This is a genomic window from Kribbella sp. NPDC002412, assembly GCF_053592935.1.
Window position 1 is genome coordinate 151,021 of record NZ_JBSFBL010000005.1, and the last position, 17,030, is coordinate 168,050.

The 17,030-nt window shown below is 69.4% G+C and carries 23 protein-coding genes and 1 riboswitch; of the genes, 8 read left to right on the forward strand and 15 right to left on the reverse strand.

Going from position 1 to position 17,030, the window contains the following annotated elements:
- Positions 1 to 14 precede the first annotated feature (14 nt).
- Both ACWCOV_RS06100 and ACWCOV_RS06105 read left to right on the forward strand, forming a co-directional pair.
- Positions 15 to 881: a LysR family transcriptional regulator gene (locus ACWCOV_RS06100; protein ID WP_449828124.1), complete on the forward strand. Its 867-nt coding sequence runs from the start codon at positions 15 to 17 to the stop codon at positions 879 to 881.
- A 57-nt stretch (positions 882 to 938) separates the two neighbouring features.
- Complete coding sequence (locus ACWCOV_RS06105; protein WP_449828125.1) at positions 939 to 1,214, forward strand: hypothetical protein; 276 nt, start codon at positions 939 to 941, stop codon at positions 1,212 to 1,214.
- Positions 1,215 to 1,772: 558 nt separating this feature from the next.
- Here the strand turns inward: ACWCOV_RS06105 and ACWCOV_RS06110 are convergent.
- Positions 1,773 to 2,738 (reverse strand): helix-turn-helix domain-containing protein, encoded by a 966-nt coding sequence (locus tag ACWCOV_RS06110; protein WP_449828126.1) that lies wholly within the window; start codon positions 2,736 to 2,738, stop codon positions 1,773 to 1,775.
- 185 nt (positions 2,739 to 2,923) lie between these two features.
- Between ACWCOV_RS06110 and ACWCOV_RS06115 the strand changes: the two genes are divergently transcribed.
- Positions 2,924 to 3,613, forward strand: a complete 690-nt coding sequence (locus ACWCOV_RS06115; protein ID WP_449828127.1) for an alpha/beta fold hydrolase — start codon at positions 2,924 to 2,926, stop codon at positions 3,611 to 3,613.
- A gap of 56 nt (positions 3,614 to 3,669) precedes the next feature.
- Entirely contained in the window at positions 3,670 to 4,521 is an 852-nt protein-coding gene (locus ACWCOV_RS06120; protein ID WP_449828128.1) for an alpha/beta fold hydrolase, read from the forward strand.
- Positions 4,522 to 4,692: 171 nt separating this feature from the next.
- Here ACWCOV_RS06120 and ACWCOV_RS06125 read toward each other — a convergent pair whose 3' ends face one another.
- Positions 4,693 to 5,010 (reverse strand): hypothetical protein, encoded by a 318-nt coding sequence (locus tag ACWCOV_RS06125; protein ID WP_449828129.1) that lies wholly within the window; start codon positions 5,008 to 5,010, stop codon positions 4,693 to 4,695.
- A gap of 126 nt (positions 5,011 to 5,136) precedes the next feature.
- Between ACWCOV_RS06125 and ACWCOV_RS06130 the strand changes: the two genes are divergently transcribed.
- The gene (locus tag ACWCOV_RS06130) at positions 5,137 to 5,433 is read left to right on the forward strand and encodes a helix-turn-helix transcriptional regulator (protein WP_449828130.1); all 297 of its coding nucleotides are present in this window, start codon (positions 5,137 to 5,139) and stop codon (positions 5,431 to 5,433) included.
- A gap of 245 nt (positions 5,434 to 5,678) precedes the next feature.
- On the opposite strand, the gene ACWCOV_RS06135 is transcribed toward ACWCOV_RS06130, so the two are convergent.
- The 3 genes from ACWCOV_RS06135 to ACWCOV_RS06145 are packed head-to-tail and all read right to left on the reverse strand — an operon-like array spanning position 5,679 to position 6,575.
- Complete coding sequence (locus ACWCOV_RS06135; protein WP_449828131.1) at positions 5,679 to 5,861, reverse strand: CsbD family protein; 183 nt, start codon at positions 5,859 to 5,861, stop codon at positions 5,679 to 5,681.
- A gap of 19 nt (positions 5,862 to 5,880) precedes the next feature.
- Positions 5,881 to 6,414 (reverse strand): hypothetical protein, encoded by a 534-nt coding sequence (locus tag ACWCOV_RS06140; RefSeq protein WP_449828132.1) that lies wholly within the window; start codon positions 6,412 to 6,414, stop codon positions 5,881 to 5,883.
- Entirely contained in the window at positions 6,411 to 6,575 is a 165-nt protein-coding gene (locus ACWCOV_RS06145; RefSeq protein WP_449828133.1) for a hypothetical protein, read from the reverse strand. The genes ACWCOV_RS06140 and ACWCOV_RS06145 overlap by 4 nt, the downstream gene beginning before the upstream one ends.
- 297 nt (positions 6,576 to 6,872) lie before the next feature.
- On the opposite strand from ACWCOV_RS06145, the gene ACWCOV_RS06150 reads away from it, so the two are divergent.
- Complete coding sequence (locus ACWCOV_RS06150) at positions 6,873 to 7,865, forward strand: tyrosine-type recombinase/integrase (RefSeq protein ID WP_449828134.1); 993 nt, start codon at positions 6,873 to 6,875, stop codon at positions 7,863 to 7,865.
- A 187-nt stretch (positions 7,866 to 8,052) separates the two neighbouring features.
- On the opposite strand, the gene ACWCOV_RS06155 is transcribed toward ACWCOV_RS06150, so the two are convergent.
- Both ACWCOV_RS06155 and ACWCOV_RS06160 read right to left on the reverse strand, forming a co-directional pair.
- Positions 8,053 to 8,916 carry a metallophosphoesterase gene (locus ACWCOV_RS06155; RefSeq protein WP_449828135.1) on the reverse strand — a complete coding sequence of 288 codons (864 nt, stop codon included), beginning with the start codon at positions 8,914 to 8,916 and terminating at the stop codon, positions 8,053 to 8,055.
- Positions 8,917 to 8,940: 24 nt separating this feature from the next.
- Positions 8,941 to 9,017, reverse strand: a riboswitch (ZMP/ZTP riboswitch).
- 34 nt (positions 9,018 to 9,051) lie between these two features.
- Positions 9,052 to 9,789 carry a VOC family protein gene (locus ACWCOV_RS06160; protein WP_449828136.1) on the reverse strand — a complete coding sequence of 246 codons (738 nt, stop codon included), beginning with the start codon at positions 9,787 to 9,789 and terminating at the stop codon, positions 9,052 to 9,054.
- Between the two features lie 120 nt (positions 9,790 to 9,909).
- Between ACWCOV_RS06160 and ACWCOV_RS06165 the strand changes: the two genes are divergently transcribed.
- A complete protein-coding gene (locus ACWCOV_RS06165) occupies positions 9,910 to 10,848 on the forward strand; it encodes an NAD-dependent epimerase/dehydratase family protein (RefSeq protein WP_449828137.1) in 939 nt (312 codons plus the stop codon).
- Here the strand turns inward: ACWCOV_RS06165 and ACWCOV_RS06170 are convergent.
- From ACWCOV_RS06170 to ACWCOV_RS06180, 3 genes are all read right to left on the reverse strand, one after another.
- Positions 10,845 to 11,402 carry a cysteine hydrolase family protein gene (locus tag ACWCOV_RS06170; protein ID WP_449828138.1) on the reverse strand — a complete coding sequence of 186 codons (558 nt, stop codon included), beginning with the start codon at positions 11,400 to 11,402 and terminating at the stop codon, positions 10,845 to 10,847. The genes ACWCOV_RS06165 and ACWCOV_RS06170 overlap by 4 nt on opposite strands.
- A 63-nt stretch (positions 11,403 to 11,465) precedes the next feature.
- Positions 11,466 to 11,768, reverse strand: a complete 303-nt coding sequence (locus ACWCOV_RS06175) for a DUF1905 domain-containing protein (protein WP_449828139.1) — start codon at positions 11,766 to 11,768, stop codon at positions 11,466 to 11,468.
- Complete coding sequence (locus ACWCOV_RS06180) at positions 11,761 to 12,711, reverse strand: helix-turn-helix transcriptional regulator (protein WP_449828140.1); 951 nt, start codon at positions 12,709 to 12,711, stop codon at positions 11,761 to 11,763. Before ACWCOV_RS06180 ends, ACWCOV_RS06175 begins: the two co-directional genes overlap by 8 nt.
- A gap of 52 nt (positions 12,712 to 12,763) precedes the next feature.
- Between ACWCOV_RS06180 and ACWCOV_RS06185 the strand changes: the two genes are divergently transcribed.
- Entirely contained in the window at positions 12,764 to 13,303 is a 540-nt protein-coding gene (locus tag ACWCOV_RS06185; RefSeq protein WP_449828141.1) for a DinB family protein, read from the forward strand.
- Here ACWCOV_RS06185 and ACWCOV_RS06190 read toward each other — a convergent pair.
- Genes ACWCOV_RS06190 through ACWCOV_RS06210 form a run of 5 tightly spaced genes read right to left on the reverse strand, consistent with a single transcriptional unit; the run spans position 13,254 to position 16,969 of the window.
- Positions 13,254 to 13,862 carry a hypothetical protein gene (locus ACWCOV_RS06190; RefSeq protein WP_449828142.1) on the reverse strand — a complete coding sequence of 203 codons (609 nt, stop codon included), beginning with the start codon at positions 13,860 to 13,862 and terminating at the stop codon, positions 13,254 to 13,256. The genes ACWCOV_RS06185 and ACWCOV_RS06190 overlap by 50 nt on opposite strands.
- Positions 13,859 to 14,734 (reverse strand): hypothetical protein, encoded by an 876-nt coding sequence (locus ACWCOV_RS06195; RefSeq protein ID WP_449828143.1) that lies wholly within the window; start codon positions 14,732 to 14,734, stop codon positions 13,859 to 13,861. Before ACWCOV_RS06195 ends, ACWCOV_RS06190 begins: the two co-directional genes overlap by 4 nt.
- Positions 14,731 to 15,600, reverse strand: coding sequence for an ATP-binding cassette domain-containing protein (locus ACWCOV_RS06200; RefSeq protein WP_449828144.1), 870 nt, complete (start codon positions 15,598 to 15,600; stop codon positions 14,731 to 14,733). Before ACWCOV_RS06200 ends, ACWCOV_RS06195 begins: the two co-directional genes overlap by 4 nt.
- A complete protein-coding gene (locus tag ACWCOV_RS06205; protein ID WP_449828145.1) occupies positions 15,597 to 16,412 on the reverse strand; it encodes a zf-HC2 domain-containing protein in 816 nt (271 codons plus the stop codon). The genes ACWCOV_RS06200 and ACWCOV_RS06205 overlap by 4 nt, the downstream gene beginning before the upstream one ends.
- A complete protein-coding gene (locus ACWCOV_RS06210; RefSeq protein ID WP_449828146.1) occupies positions 16,412 to 16,969 on the reverse strand; it encodes an RNA polymerase sigma factor in 558 nt (185 codons plus the stop codon). The genes ACWCOV_RS06205 and ACWCOV_RS06210 overlap by 1 nt, the downstream gene beginning before the upstream one ends.
- Between the last annotated feature and the right edge of the window lie 61 nt (positions 16,970 to 17,030).

Below are 17,030 nucleotides of genomic sequence, written 5' to 3' on the forward strand. Positions count from 1 at the left end.
GATAGAGTTGATGCATGCTGGACGTCACTCGCTTGCGCGTGATCGAGGCGGTCGCGCGACACGGTTCCGTCACGGCAGCCGCGAGGGAGCTCCACTACTCGCAGCCGTCGGTGACCCATCATCTGGCTCGGCTCGAGGCCGAGACGGGTGCGCAGCTGCTGCAACGGGTCGGACGCGGTATCCGGCTCACGGCGGCCGGTCAGCTGCTGGCCGACCGGGCGGCCGAGATCCTCGGGCGGATCGATGCCGTCGACGCGGAGCTTGCCGCGCACGTCGGGCTCACCGCCGGGCGAGTCCGGCTCGCCGGGTTCTCGTCCGCGATCGGATCGCTGATCCCGCACGCGGTGACTGCGCTCGCCGGGACGCATCCCGGTCTGCAGATCGGTCTCACCGACATGCATCCACCCGAGGCGCTCGAGCTGCTTCGCACCGGCAAGGTCGACGTCGCGGTGATCTTCCGGTACGACGAGACCGAGCCCGAACCGAGCGGCGTCCGATTGCACCACCTACTCGACGACCCGGTCTACCTGCTGTCACCGAGCCAAGAGCAACAACTTGCCGACCTCCACGACGCCACGTGGATCGCGGGCTGTGCCCGGTGCCGCAGCCACCTGCTGTCGGTGTGCGCCGAGGAAGGCTACGAGCCGACGATCGGCTACACCTCCGACGACATGGTCGTCATGCAGACCCTGGTCGCCGCCGGTCTCGGCGTGACCACGATGCCCGGACTGGCCCTCCGTGCCCATCGGACCGACGGGATCTTCGCGACCGAGCTCCCGGGATCACGTCGCCACGTCTACGCGGCGACGTACGGCGAACCGCCCGACCCACCCGCCACCGCAGCCCTCGTCGCCGCCCTCACCGAAGCGGCCCAAGGCTGACTGGCTCGCTGCAACTCCGAGGACGACCTGCCCGGCGACTTCGAGCACGCCCGCGAGGTGCACTACGCCGCGCTGCGGCAGCCGGTCGACCCGACCGCTTTCATCACGGGCCTGAAGCAACGACTGACCGATGCGCTCACCCGGCTGGACCAGGCCTTGGTCGACGGCACCGCCGGCGGTGTGAAGGTCACCAGCCGCCGCGGCCCGCTGTTCTGGTCACACACCAACCCATACGGGCGGTTCCGACTCGACAGGGACAGCCGGATCGACCTCACCGCGGCCAGCGTGGCGTCCAGACTCGACGTGGCTGAGGGCAACGAATCGGTGCTGTAGGGTCATCCGGTTGCGCGACGACGCACAGCCGGGTGCACCTCGAGGCAGCCCGGGGCGGCGCCCGGGCGCCATGGTTCGGCCTTGAGGAGCCGCGCTGTCCGCTGTTCACCGGGTCTCTGGTCCATGGACATCGGGCACCACACTGTGGACTCTGTTCTCATAGCGGTCGACCTGCGCGTCCCCGCCTCGCGATGTCCACGGGTCGGTCTGAGCGCGTGGAACCACGGAGGTGGTCATGCGTGCCCCATCCGTGCTCGGGTGCCGGTCCGAGGAGACCAGCATCTAGGAGTGAACCATGACTTCAGCAGCAGGTTCCGATGATCCGCCTCCGGGCGAAGCGCCTGGACCAGCTTCAGGACGAGGATCTGCTGCTCTACGCCGACGTGGTCCGCACGCGCGCTTGGCTTGGCGAGGTCGCCGCGCTGGAGGACTCCCTGAAGCACCTGCGCCAGCGCCGCACCGAAGCCGAGGAGCAACTGAAGCCAGCAGCGGGACCGCCGGCACCGTGCGGCCCGCCTGGTGGCAGTGACCGGCCGCGACAGATCGGAGTGGCCTGGGCTAGGGGGACCTGGAGTCAGCTCGGCGTCGTAGGTCGCTCGGAGTCGTTCCGTATGCAGCCTTGAAGGCGCGGTTGAAGCCGCTGAGGTCGCCGAAGCCGCAGCCGTGCGCGATGTCGGCGACGCTGCGGTGAGCGAGCCGCCGGTCGAGCAGTTCTTGTCGTGCGCACCGCAGTCGCAGGCCCCGCAGGTAAAGAGTGACGGTTTGGTGCTCGGCCTCGAACAGCTTGTGGAGGTAACGCGTCGAGATGTTCGCGGCCGCCGCGATGTCGTCGGGTGTCAGGCCGGGGTAGCGGAAGTGCGTATCGATGTGCCCCTTGATGCGATCGAGCATGGTGCGATGCCGCGCGTCGATGTACTCGGCGTTGGCGGAGGTCGCGAACAGCGAGATTGCCAGGTCGGTCGTATGCGCGAGGAAGCGCTCCGACTGACCCTCAGGAATCTCGGAGGCATGGCGAGTGAGATCCAGGACGAGCCGCGCGACGACGCCGGACAGACCGTTCTGCCCGGAGAGTCGCCGCGCGCTCATGGCTCGCCGCTCCGAGTCGGTGAGGCTGACTGCCTCGCTAGGGATCGACAGGACCGTGACCGCCCACGGATCGGCGAAGGTCCACGTGAACGGTCGCGAGTTCTCGTAGACCACCAGGTCGCCGGGGCTGAGCTGTGCGATCCGTCCCTCTTGTTCCAGCGAGGCTGCACCCTTGGTGAGGATCGCCGCCTGAAAGAACATGGCATCTGCCTGCCGGATCTGTCGAGGCGTCCGCCGGTGCACGTGCGGAGTGGCTTCCAACTCGGCGAACAGCAGCCGCCCGCGCCGTGTCGCGCTCAGCTGGGCGGCTGGTTCCAATCCGTGACCGGTCCACTGCCCGAGCTGGACCGCGGCGAAGGTGTCGGCGAGCACGTGGTGCCAGAAGGCTTCGCGGTCGGACGGATCGACCGTGTCGGTGCTGACAACAGACTCCCCCATGCCTTCCTCCTCGACGAGCCCAGTAGACCACCGCCACAGGCACCCGGCAATCGTCCGGTTCGGGTGTGCACTGTGGTCCGCAACGTGTGCGCTTTCGTCCGTGGATCGCGGCGGTGGCGCGCAGAGGCTGATGGCAACAGGTCGTCAGTGCGCAGGCGTCGCACTCCTGTGACAAGGAGGTCACCATGAGCAGCAGTCCTACGGTCGTGCTGGTGCACGGCGGTTTCGTCGACGGGTCGGGGTGGCGAGGTGTCTACGACCGGCTCCGCACCCAAGGACACCGCGTCGCGGTCGTCCAAAATCCCACCGTCTCCCTCGAAGGCGACGTCGCGGCGACGAAGCAGGTCCTCGACGACGTCGAGGGGCGTGTGCTGTTGGTGGGTCACTCCTACGGTGGCGTGGTGATCACCGAGACCGGCAGCGACTCCCGGGTTGCCGGCCTCGTCTACATCGCAGCCTTTGCCCCGGACAAGGGCGAGTCGGTGAACAGCCTCATCGCCGACCCGCCGCCGGGGGCACCGGTCCCGCCGATCCTGCCGCCGCGAGACGGCCACCTGTTCCTGGACCGCGACAAGTTCCACGACTCATTCGCCGGCGACCTGTCCGCCGACGAGGCGGCCTTCATGGCCGAATCGCAAGTCCCCTGGGGAGTCGGCGCCCTCGATGGCACGGTCACCGAGCCTGCGTGGCGGTTCAAGCCGAGCTGGTACCTCGTCGCCAGTGACGACCGGATGATCCCGCCACCGGCACAGCGGGCCATGGCCGAGCGGACCGGCGCCACAGTCCGCGAGATCAGCGGCAGCCACTCGGTCTACATCTCCCAACCCGACGCGGTCGCCGACCTCATCCACACCGCCGTCCAGTCACTCAGCTGACCCAGGCTGGCGCCGCCCAACCAAGTCGGCACAGTCAATGAAATGAGGAAATCACCATGGGCACGAATATCTCACGCCGCCAGGTGCTGGCGTCCGGCGCCGCGATCGCCGGGTCAGCCGCACTCATGACGACCGCCCTCGGTGCGGACGCAGCAACCGCTGCCACAAGCCAGACTGTCAAGTCGGGGTCGAGGGCCAAGCCGACCATCGTCTTGGTGCACGGTGGCTACGCCGATTCGTCGTGCTGGAACGGAACGATCCAGGCACTGCAGCGCAAGGGCTACACCACGATCGCGGGATCGAACCCGCTGAGAGGTATCCCCACAGACGCCCCGTACATCGCGAGTCTGCTGGACTCCATCAGTGGACCGATCGTGCTGGTCGCACACTCCATGGGTGGAACTGTCATCACCAACGCCGCTGCCGGAAAGAGCAACGTCAAAGCGCTGGTCTACGTCGCGGCGTTCGCGCCCGATGTGGGCGAGACACAGGGCCAGCTCATCAACAAGTTCCCAGGCAGCCTCGTCGCGCCAGTAAGCGTCGGCCTCCCGTACACCAAGCCCGACGGCACCACCGGCATCGACCTGTACCTGAGCAAGGATGGCCAGGCAGCCTTCGCCGCCGACTTGTCCACAAGTGCGTTCCGGCTGCTGCAGGCCACGCAGCGTCCGTTCGATGCAGACTCGTTCATCTACCCGACTCAAGCCGCCGCGTGGCGGACGATCCCGTCGTGGGGTCTGGTCGCCGGCCAGGACAAGGCTATCCCGCCGGAGTGCGAGCGCTGGATGTACCGCCGTGCGAAGTTCCGCAAAGTCGTCGAAGTGCCGACCTCGTCCCACGTCGTGATGATCAGTCACCCCCAGACCACCGCCGGCCTGATCGAGGAGGCCGCCGAGGCGACCCGCTGACTTCTGCCACCGGCCAGCGCAACTGCCCTCCGATTCGACGAACAAACGCCGCCGGCTTTCACAGACCGCCGGCGTCTGCGTCGGCGTCAGCACGTCGCAGCGCCCTGGTGGCGGTCAGACAATGGGGCGAGCCCCGCCGCGATGCGCGGCGGGGCTCGCTACCTGGACGATCTAGTGGGTGATCGGCGCCGGCTCGCGATGGCCGGTGTCGATGGCGAGGTCACCGACGTAGTTGTCGCGAAGGGTGAAACGGTCCCGACTGTTGGCCTTCACCCAGTCCGCGGCCTTCTCGGCGGCCGCGTCAGCCTGCGCCCGGGTCTCCCAGGTGCTGATGGAGACGAAAGCGGCCTTGTCGACCTGGGCAACCCCGTAGGACACGAAGCCGTTGCTGTCCTTGAACAAGGGAACCATCCCGGACTTGGTCTGGCTGACTACCTCGTCGAAGGTGCCGGACTTGATGTCATACAGAGCGACGCGCGTGCAGCGCATGATGTGCCTTCCTGTGGTGGAGCGGCTCACGTAGACCCGTAAACCAGTTCCACAACCGAACCTACGCTAGTACTTCAATACTGGCAATACAGTTCCTAGATCTGGACATCCGGTATGCTCTAGGTCATGGCTTGGGGCTTCCTGACGAACCATGCGCTGGCGCTGCTGTGCATCGCCCACGACCCTGGCGTGCGGCTGCGGGAGATCGCGAGCGCGCTCGGCATCACCGAGCGCGCGGCATTCGGCATCGTCACCGATCTGGTGGAAGCCGGATACGTGGTCAAGGACAAGCACGGCCGCCGCAACCGCTACGGAGTCCAGGTCGACAAACCCCTGCCAGAGGCTCTGCTGCGACAGCGAACGGTCGGCCAACTGGTGGACACCCTCGCCCACACCGAACTGGAAACGCGCGACTACTCCTGAGCTCACTGACATGGCCGGCATGCGGGAGCGTCAGCCACGTCTCACGCGTCTTGTGGCCGCGTGTTCACTGGCGCAGGTAACGACCGCGCTCAGGTCGGGCCCGTAGGTCGAGTACGTCGTGGACGAGTCCGACTGCGCCAACCTCACCTACGCGCATCAGGTGGCGTACAGCTGTCACGCATCGCCCGACGGAGGACGTTGGCTCGCGCCGCCGGCTGTGGATTCGGGTCGACGGTGGGGAGTGGTCAGCGCCTGAAGGCCTTGAAGGCGTCCTTGATCTTCGCGCCGGCCTGTCTGGCGTCGGCCTTGGCATGGTCACCGCGGCCTTCGGCCTGCAGGCGCCGGTTGCCGGTGGCGCGGCCGACGATCTTCTTGGCGCCGCCTTTGACCGCTTCGGCCTTCTGCGCGATCTTCTTGGCGATACCCATGGGTGCGACCTTTCGTGAGTCATTCTGCGGGAGCGGGCGGATCGCCAGGGCCATCGGAGGGCGGCCTGACGGTCGGCGACTCTGGGTGTGTGGCGTCCCCCTGCCGGGGAGCGGATCGCCGTCCGAACAGGTGCAGTCTGCTCCGGCGACCGTCGTCTGGGTTGAGCTGGCGGTGGTCGCCGCGGGGCGTGCCGCTCCCCAGCGCGCTCGCCGTGTAGGCGCGGGCGGTGTCGCGCTCATCGATGAGGTCGTCGCGAGCCTGGCTGGCAGCGGCGGTCTCGCGGCGGGACTGCTTGAGCCCGCGGCGCGCCACGCTGCCGCGGCGGGAGGTACGGCGCGCGCCGGCCAGCAGCAGCGTCAACCCGAACAGGGCGACCGCCCCGACCACGATGCCGTAGAGGAACAGCGTGCCTGTGGAGCCGGTCACGTGGTAGCCGAACACCGCGAACCCGTCGTCGGTGAGCGTATGCGCTCCGCCACCGTTGCCGAGAACACCGGCCACGCCGACGATCACCGCGGCGAGCAAGATGATGAGCCCCAGGATGACGATCACGACGCACTCCGAACGGTGCCGACCACCATGGCGCCGATGCCGACGCCGGCGATCAGCAGGGCCGGCGCCAGCGGCACGGACCCGTCCATCCACAGGAAGCTGACCGCGACGCTGCCGGTGTTCTGCAGCAAGATGACGATCAGCACCACGAGCGTGAGCACGGCGGCGCTGATCCCGACCCAGGTGGCACCCGTGCGGGTGCGAGGCGCCGGTGCCGCTGCTGGCTCGGTCGAGGTTGCAGGGGTGAGGATTGTTGCGGGTGTTGGATCCGCAGCGGCCGTATCAGCGGGATCCGCCGGGGTCTTCGGTGATTTTCGGTTGCGGTGCAAGACGGACATGGCGTCTTCCTTGCGGGAAGCCGGTGTGGCTGGCACCTCAGGATTGGAGTGTCGTCGGTCCGGACACCCTCTATCCTACGCCGGTTCAGAGAACATGGATTCTCTAATACGATCGCTCTTGTGAGTTCAGAGAACACCTCCCCGGCGCCGGTGGAACCACCCACAACCGATTCAGCGAACAAGGTGCCCGGCCGGCGGGGTCGCAGACCGACGTCTCTGCCGACGCCGCTGATGGCGGTGCTCGACCAATACGCCGGCGACCTCGCCCGGGCGGACCTGACCGCGCAGGCCCGGCGTACCTACCTGTCCAGGGTCAGGATGTACCTGGCCTGGCTGGCCGACGCCGCGGTCGACGGCGACCCACTCACCGACCCAGCCGCGGCCACCTGGGCCGCCCGCGACTACAAGACCTACCTTCACGGCACGCTGCAGCGGGCGCCGGCGACCGTGAACGGCGCGCTCGCCGCCGTATCGGACCTGGCGATCCGCCGCGGCCTCGGCAAGCTCGACGGCGACCAGGTCGCCCGCATCGACCTCCCCGCCCGGCGGGCACCCAGGGCACTGGTCGGTCGCGACGACCTGCGCTGGCAACGCGCCGCCCAGTCCGCGCCGCCGCGGGAACGCGCGGTGGCGGCGCTGATGCGGCTGGCCGGCACCCGGATCGCCGAGACCGTCGGCCTGGACCTGAACGACCTGCCCACCACCCAGCGGCGACGCCGGCTGCGGATCCGCGGGAAGGGCCGCAAACACCGCAGCGTCCCGGTCCACACCGAACTCGGCACCGCACTCGACGCCTGGCTCGCCGAGCGGCCCAGCTGGCCCGGCAGCGACACCAACCCCGCGGTGTTCCTCAACCGCACCGGTGGCCGACTGTCTGCGCGTGCGGCCGACACGATCATCGCCCGCATCGCGCACGCCGCCGGCCTGACAGACCAGGTCACCCCACACGTGCTACGACACTCCTTCGGCACCGACCTGGTCCGCGCCGGCATCGACCTGGTCACCGTCGCCGAACTCCTCGGCCACGCCTCGCTCGACTCAACCCGGGTCTACACCCTGCCCACCGAGGACGACCTCGACGCCGCCGTCGCTCGGCTCGCCGTCGACCGCTGACCACGTCGCCCCGGGCAACCACGCCGCACGCGGCTTGCCGGCCACGACAGCGCCGGGCTGACAATGCGCTCATGGCGGCCTGGGAAGCAGATCGCCTGGTGGCCGGGGTCGGCCTGTGCACCGAAGTCCTCGCCGAGCGGCTGTCCCTGTCGCCGTGGACGGTCCAGGATGGCCGCCGACGGCAGTCTCATAGAACTTCGCCGGTGAGCGGGTTGTAGGTGTAGACCTCGGTGTTGGCGCGCGGGTCGCGCGCGTGCAACGTGTAGACCATCGGCGACGCGCCCAGGTCGACGACGCTCGCGCCGGCGCCGAGAACACCGCGGGCAAGCGTGCTCGGAGCAGTCAGGTCGATCCGGGTGACGACACCCGGCGTCACCCACACCGGCTTGTCCCCCACCGCGCCCGACAGTTGGTGATGCAGATGACCGCAGAGCACGGCGCGCACATCCGTCCCCGCGAGTACGTCGCCCAGTGCCGAAGGCTCCTGCAGTACGACGGCCTCCATGTAAGGGATCGCGTCCACGAAGATCGGCGGATGGTGCAGTACGACGATCGAGCCGGCCGGCGCCGGAGTCGCCAACTCCGCGGCGAGCCAGTCGAGCTGATCCCGACCCAACACGCCGTGCGTCTCACCAGGGACCAGGCTGTCGAGCGTGATCACGCGCAGCCCGTCCACCTCGCTCACGCCCGCGATCACACCTTCGACGTCGGCCCGGCGCCCGATCGGTGAGCCATCCGGGCCGAGGTGGCCGAAGCCGAGAGCGGCCGCGAAGCCTTCCCGCCGGTCGTGGTTCCCGGTGCTGTAGATGTGCGGGATCCCCCGCTCGGCCGCGAACGCGCCGACCAGCGACCGGACAACCTCACATCCCTCACGGGAACCGTCGTCGGCGACATCACCGCTGACCACCACCAGGTCCAGCGCCGGAACGTCGCGGACGTCGTACAGCAGCTGCCGCAGTGCGGCGACGCCGTCGACGCCGTCCTCATCCGGTCCGGTCCGGCTGACATGGGTATCGGACAGGTGCAGAACACGGTGCGGAACACGGGGCACGACCAGGCTCCTCAGCATCGTTGCCTCGGGCACCCAGGCGGTCGATGCCCTGCTGTCACTCCCCGGTGGTCGGCCCACCCGCGCCAGTCGTGTCCGGTCAGCCTACCGGTGCCCCGGCCACCGGGGCACCGGATTTCAGCGTGGGGTGAGGACGCAGAACTCGTTGCCCTCGGGGTCGGCGAGGACGGCCCACGGGACGTCGCCCTGGCCGACGTCGGCGTCGGTGGCGCCGAGAGCCTTCAGTCGTGCCACCTCCGCGGCATGATCGTCACCGGGGTACGGCCGGACGTCGAGATGGACGCGGTTCAACCCCGTCTTCTGATCGGGCGTGGGGACGAACTCCAGGTAGGGCCCGACGCCCTTGGCCGAACGCAACCGCGCATGATCGTCGGTCACCTCGTGCACGGTCCAGTCCATCGCCTCGCCCCAGAACCGGGCCATCGCCCGCGGATCCGTGCAGTCGACGACCACGGTGGCGATCGGTCCGGTCTCCTGGTAGATCGCTCGAGGCTCGAGCACGCAGAACTCGTTGCCCTCCGGGTCGGCGAGGACCGTCCACGGCACGTTTCCCTGGCCGACGTCGGCCGGCGTCGCGCCGAGCTCCTTCAGGCGTGCGACCAGTTCTTCCTGGTGGGCCGCCGAGGTGGTGGCGAGGTCGAGGTGCACGCGGTTCTTCACCGTCTTGGGCTCCGGGACGGCCAGGACGTCGATGCACACGGCGACGGGATCGGGGTAGCTGAAGCCCTCCGGCTCGACGTTGGTCACGCCGGGTCCCTCGCTGTCGATGCCCCAGCCGAGCGCGTCGGCCCAGAACCTGCCGACGGCGGAGTCGTCCCGCGCCTTGATCGTCACCTGAACCAGCCGTGTCGCCATGCCGCCGATCCTATGTCCGCGCCGATCGGACCCGCCTGGGGGATCCTCCGGAGACCGGATGTCACAGGGAGGCGGCAGGCGGTGTCTGGAAGACGACAACACGATGGGAAGGGAACGACAATGCGTGTTTTCGTCACCGGAGCGACCGGCGCACTCGGCCGGCACCTGGTCACCGGGCTGGTCGCGGCGGGTCACCAGGTCACTGCCACGACGAGGTCCCCCGGCAAGGTCGCGCAGCTGCGTACGGCGGGCGCCGAGGCGGTCGTCGTGGACGGGCTGGATCGCGAGGCGGTGATCGCCGCCGTCGGCGCCGCCGAGCCCGAGGTGATCGTGCACCAGATGACCGCGCTGACCGAGATGCGCAGCCTCCGCAAGGTCGACCAGGTGTTCGCGGCGACCAACGAGCTGCGGACCCGCGGCACGGACAACCTGCTGGCGGCCGCGGAGCGCGCCGGCGTCCGCCGGGTCGTCGCCCAGGGCCACAACTTCATCTACGACCAGTCCGGCGGCCCGGTGAAGACCGAGACCGATCCGGTCATCAGCAAGCCGGTGCCGTCGGCGGCCCAGACGCTCGCCGCGATCAAGTACGTCGACGCGACCGTGCAGCAGAAGGCCCCGGAGGGAATCGTCCTGCGCTACGGCACCTTCTACGGGCCGGGCGCCTCGGACGCGATGGTCGAGATGGTGCGCAAACGGCAGATGCCGGTCGTCGCCGGTGGCGCCGGAATCTGGTCGTTCATCGAGACCAGGGACGCCGCAGCCGCCACGCTCGCCGCGATCGAGCGCGGGAAACCTGGCGTCTACAACATCGTCGACGACGATCCGGCACCGGTCGCCGAGTGGCTGCCGTACCTGGCCGAGGTGGCCGGCGCGAAGCCGCCGATGCACGTGCCGGGGTGGCTCGGCCGGTTGCTCGCCGGTGAGTTCGTGCTCGCCCAGATGACCAGTGTGCGCGGCGCATCCAACGAGAAGGCGCGCAAGGAGCTCGACTGGACGCCGAAGTACCCGAGCTGGCGCGACGGCTTCCCTGCCTGGGTCGACGGGCAGACGTCGGCTTAGGACTCCTTGAAGGTCACTTCCGCGGTGTTCTCGACCGCGGCGGTCCGGCCGGGGGCCTTGTGGTACTGCCAGTACAGGTTGGTGTGGGCGATCACCTTGTCCGGCGTCGGGGCGCCGTACTCGGAGAGGTCCTCGGTGGTGTGCGCGTCGCCGACGAGCGTCACGTCGTACCCGCGGACGAAGGCGCCGTGGATGGTCGAGCGGATGCACTCGTCGGTCTGCGCGCCGCTGACGAACAGCCGGCCGATCCCGGCCTGGGCGAGCACGTTCTCGAGGTCGGTGTCCTCGAAGGAGTCGGCGAAGGTTTTGTGGACGAGCGGCTCGGACTCGGACCGTTTCAGCTCCGGGACGAGCTGCCAGTCCTCGCTGTCCTTCACCAGGTTCTCGCTGTTGTGCTGAACCCACACCACCGGCACGCCGCCGGCACGGGCCTTGTCGACCAGTGTGTTGATGTTCGCCACCACCTGGTCGCGCTCGTGCCCTTCCGACACGACGCCGGTCTGGACATCGATGACGAGCAGTGCTGTGTTTGGCCGTCCTGACAACGTGGACATCTGGGGGTTCCCTCCCTCTTGCCGAGTGCTCGAAGAACGCTAGACCGGGCCGCCGACAGTTTTTCAGCTGACCTTCCAGCTGCGCAGCCGGAGCCGCACGGTCGGCACGTCCCCGTCGTCGAGGTCCTCGGCCCGCCGGACCGCGGTCTTGACCGGCAGGATGTACCGGCCGTCCTTCGGGAACATCGAGGTGTCCCAGACGGTGCCGCCGATCTCGGCCTGGACCGGGATCATCCCCCAGCCGTAGGTGACGAAGTTCGACTCGGCCTCGAAGTAGGCGCTCTCCTGCTCCGGGACCGTGATGAAGAAGAACGGCGCCGGCCCGCGCCAGTACCAGATCTCCCCGGCGAACTCGATCTCAGTCACAGCTGCTTGCCTCCAGCAAACGTCGGCCCAGCGCGTGACTGGCCTCCTGCAACTCGGGCGAGCCGAGAATACGGTACGGCGCCTTGATCGCGGTCAGCTGCGACGCGTACCAGTCCGGCTCGTCGGTGCTGGCCAGCAGGCGGGTGTGGTCCGCGTCGATCGCCTCCAGCCGGCCCATGCTGCGCGGGATCCACCAGGCCGCGTCCGCGATCGGAGCGTCGATGACGACCTCGATCTTGTACTTCCAGCCCAGCGCGAGATGCTCCTCCACCGCCGCCAGCGGATCGAGGTCCCCGGGTGGGACGAATGTCGTGTCCAGCGGATCGACCCGCTTGACCTTGTCCACGCGCAGCACACGCTTGGCCGACTTCGTGTGCGACCAGCACAGCAGGTACCAGCGGCCCCGTCGTACGACGACCGCCCATGGGTCGACGTCCATCGTCCAGCCCTCCCCCGGGCAGCGCTCGTAGTACAGCTGCACTCGGCGCTGGGCGGTGCTGTGCGTCACGAGCTGCGCGGTGATCTCGGGGTCGGGTGTCCGCGCCCCCGGGTCAGGCCCGCGCGCGCTCACCCGCCGTACGGCGTCCGTCGCGCGGGCGATCGGCTCCGGCAGCACCCGGATGATCTTGCCGAGCGCGACCTCGACCGGGTCGTCCGCGCCACGCGGCCCCTCGAGCACGGCCATCACCAGGCCGAGCGCCTCGGTGGTGCTGAACATCAGCGGTGGCAGCCGCAACCCGCGTCCGACCCGGTAACCGCCGTACGGGCCGCGGACGGACTCGATCGGCACGTCGGCCTCGCGCAGGATCGCCACGTACCGCCGGGCGGCTCGCTCGGAGACGCCGAGCTTGTCCCCGAGCTGCTCGGCGGTGATCCCCGGACTGTTCTGGATCAGCTCGAGCACCATCAGCGTCCGCGCCGTCGGACTCTCGTCGTACGCCATAGGGACACTATTCCGGAAGGGAACCGTCCGGAACAGTTTGTAGGGTGGCGCCATGGAGAACGGGATTCCGCAGGAGCCGCCGATCGCCGGCAGCGAGGTCGACACCCTGATCGGCGCGCTGGAGCGCAACCGCCGGACCTTCGCCTGGAAGTGCGGCGGCCTCGACGCGGACGGGCTCGCGGCCAAGCACCCGCCGTCGACCCTGACGCTGGGCGGCCTGCTCAAGCATCTTGCCCTGGTCGAGGACGACTACTTCACCGGCCGGCTGCACGACCGGGAGCTGCCTGCGCCGTGGGACGCGGTGGACTGGGACGCGAACCCGGACTGGGAGTGGGAGAGCGCCGCCGCCGACTCCCCCGAGCAGCTCATGACGCTCTGGCAGGACGCGGTCGATCGGTCCCGGAAGGCCGTCGAGGAGGCGCTGAGCACCGGCGGCATCGACCAGCTCGCGAAGCGGTCCCGCAACGGCCGGTCGGCGAGCCTGCGCTACATCCTGGTCGACATGATCGAGGAGTACGCGCGCCACACCGGCCACGCCGACCTCATCCGCGAGTCCATCGACGGCCTGGTCGGCGAGGGTGCGCCAAGCTGACCAGGGTGAGCAGGACGACGGCCGCGGGCAGTGATGCCCAGAGCCAGCGGCTCCTGGCCCAGTCGTCGTCCGCCATGTAAGGAAACACGGGTACGGCGTCCGCGAACGGGCGGGCCAAGGCGACGAACAACGCGACTCCGACGATCCCGGCCGACACCGCTCGCGCCGGGCCGTCGGATCCGCGGGACCGCAGCCAAGTGAGGAACCCAGCCGCCGCGACCGCCAGGGCGATCCCCTGCCAGGCGACGTCGAGCGCGTGACCGAAGTACCCAGGCCGCGTCTCCCGTACGGCGACCAGCCACAGCAACACGACCGCGACTGCACCGGCCGAGCGTGCCGCCGTACGCCAGCCGAGACCACGCGGCAACGTGTCGACGACCGCGGCGGCCGGTTCCGGGTAGCACCAGACGACTGTTGCCGCGAGCAACCCGACAGCGGCGCCCTGCAACGGCCACAGCTCGTACGGCCAGCGCTCTACCAGCAAGAGCAGCCCAACCACAAGCCCTGTGCCGATCCCGAGGAGACCCCAGGGGACGGCGCGGGCGGCGTACCGGATCATGGCTGTGACGGCAGCGGGTTGATCATGACGTTCTGCACCCCGGTGGTGATCGCCAGCGTCGCCGTGACCACCGCGACCAGCGCGATGACACCGAGCAGGATCAGCAACGGGCGGCGTGGACGCTCACGGTCGTGCAGCAACGCGAGTACGACGCCCAGCGCGCACAGCACCACCAGGTACACGCAGTACCAGTACGGCGACCCGGTCAGGATCATCATCCGGTCGGCGTCGCCCTCCACGCCGTACGGACCGCTGAAGTAGGTCCACGGCACGACCAGCCGGATGTACCGCAGCGACTCGAACAGCCCCTGCATGAGGATCGTCTCGGCCACCAGCAGTACGGCGAACAGCGGTGCGGCACCACGCCGCGGCACCCAGCGCCCGACCAACAGCCCGAGGACCGGGCCGCCAAGAGCCGGGAGCACGCCGAGCGCGACGAAGTTCGCGACGACCCAGCCGTCGCCGATGCCGCCGAACGGCGCCCCGTAGGGAGGCGGCGGCCAGTGCCGGTAGGCCCAGATCGCCCAGGCGAGCCAGCACAGGCCGGCCGCGAACGGCACGATCAGCGCACAGACCAGCCCAAGCGTCCGGGTCCGTTCGGTCACCGCGACCGCGCCGGCGGCCGCTGCGATCTGGTCGGAGGTCCGGGTCAGCGACGCCATCACCAGCAGGCCGATCACGCCGAACCCCGCCGCCGGAGCGATCACGTTGCCGAGTGACGACATGTTCCCGTCCGGCTTCCCGATCGAGCTCAGCGCGACCAGCGCGGCGCCGACCAGGAACAGCGGGTGGGACGCGTAGCGGGCGATCTCCTTGCGCGCCAACTGGCCGAGCATCGACGCCGGCCGGGCGGCGACCACAGCGGTAGTCATCGCGGTTCTCCGATCATCGTCTCGCTCCGGACGAGCAGGTACGCGTCCTCGACCGCCGGTTCGGCCGGGCGGCTGCCCACGGCCGGAACGCCGCCGAGAGATCGCACCTCACCGGTTCCGGTACGCCAGGAGGACAAGGCGCCGGGGTTCACCTCGGCGCCGATCCACACCTGTCCTTCGGCCATCGCGATCAGCGAGGCGACCGAGCCGTCGAACCGGATCCGGCCGTCGTCGAGGATGATCACCCGGTCGCAGAGCGCGGACACGTCCTCGGTCTGGTGGGTCGCGATCAGCACGGCGCCGCGATCGGCGTACGACGACAGGATGCCGCGCAGCGACGCCCGTTGCTCCGGGTCGAGGCCGGTCGTCGGTTCGTCGAGCACGACCAGTTCGGGCTCACCCATCAGCGCTTGCGCGAGGGCGAGTCGCCGGCGTTGGCCGCCGGACAGCGCGGCCACGCGCTTCGTGCGCCGGTCGGCCAGTCCGACCAGGCCGAGGACGCGGTTGACCTCGCGGTGCCGTGCGTCGGTGTCCTTCCACTCCTTCAGTACGGCGATGTAGTCGAGGAAGCCGAAGCTGGTCATCCGGCGCGGGATGCCGACCTCCTGTGGCAGGTAGCTGAGCCGGCGACGGGCCGCCGTACGGTCGGCGATCCCACCAGTGACGACGTGGCCGCTGACCACGATCCGGCCGGCGGTCGGCGGCATCGCGGTGGCGAGCAGCCGGAGCATCGTCGACTTGCCGGCGCCGTTCGGGCCGAGCAGGCCGATCACACCGCGGTCGAAGCCGAGGTCGGTGCGGTGCAGCACCTCGGTACCGCCGTACGACTTGGTGACGCCGTCGAGGACGGCGATCTGGGGTGTCATGCGTAGCCTCCTGGTGCATGGTGCGAGGTGAGCCGGATGGCAAGAGCGGCCAGCGCCAGGAGGGCTGCGACAGCGAAGGCCAACTGAGCGAACGGGGTGTCGACTGCACTGAGCTGATCGGCCGACCGCAGCACTCCGACCACTGAGAGCCAGAGAACGGCGACGACCCAGGCGGTGACCGGTGCGGTCCACCAGGTCAGCAGCGTGAGCGCGAGCAGCGTGAGAGTCAGTGACGGCAGCAGCCAGGCGAAGGCGTCCGCGCCGACGAACGGCAGGACCAGCCCAGCGAGCAGTACGACGGGCAGCGCAACAGCGACTGCGGATGCGGTGCGCAGCAGGGCGATTCGGATCTTGCTGAACGGCGTGGCCGCCGCCAGCTCGCGGATCGGGTCAGTCGTGTCGTAGGCCGCCGCGACCGTGATTGCCGGGAGCAACGGAGCGAAGAGCAGGTAGAACGCGCGCTGCTGCGCGGCCGGCAGCATCGACCCGCCGATCCCGATCACGAACGCGCCGACGAGCGAGAGCAACCAGGGCCGGTAGAGCGCACTCGAGGCACGCAGGACGATGGCGTCGGTCTCGGCGAGGCCGAGCTTCTGCACCAGCCGGAGCGGCCAGGGCAGCCGCGGCCGGGCGGTGGCGATCTCGATGCCTTGCCAGATGTCGGCGAGCAGGTCCTCCGGCGCCTTGGCCGAGGTCAGCCGGCGGCAGTCGGCGCAGGCGACCAGGTGGGTCTCGACCGCGGACTGGCGGGCGAGGTCCAGGTCACCGTCGGCGTAGCGGTCCAGCAGTTCGGGACCAAGGTGCCAGGTCATCAGATCCTCCCGTCCCGCGTCGGCATCAACTGGTCGCGCAGGCGGCTCTTGGCCACCCGAAGACGGCTCTTCACGGTGCCTTGCGGTACGCCGAGCAGCACGGCCGCCTCCTTCGTGGTCAGCCCGTCGATCACCGTCGCTTGCAGCGTCGCGCGCAGCTCCGGTGGCAGCGTGCGCAGTGCGCGCCCGACGTCGCCGTACTCGACTCCGCGCAGCAACTCGTCCTCGGCGCTGTTGACGGCCGGTACGGCGGAGCCGACGACGTCATCGCCGAGCGGGTCGGCGGCCGGGTGACCGCGGAGCGCGGAGACGAGCCGCCGGATCGAGATCCCCCACAGCCAGGCGGCGACGTCGCCCTCGCCGCGGAACCGGCCGGCGGACTGCCAGACCGCGACGAAGGTGTCCTGCAGCGCGCCGGCCACGACGTCCTGGCTGCCGCAGCGGCGGTTCAGCCGGAGCAGCAGCCAGCCGGCGTGGCGTTCGTAGAGCATCCGGAGCGCCGACTCGTCGCCCGCGGAGATGTTCCGCAGCAGCTCGGTGTCGGACAGGGTGCTCATGTCTTTACTGTCGCAGCGGAGCTCGCTTCCGGATCGACCTGATTTTCCGTGCTTCTGCGGC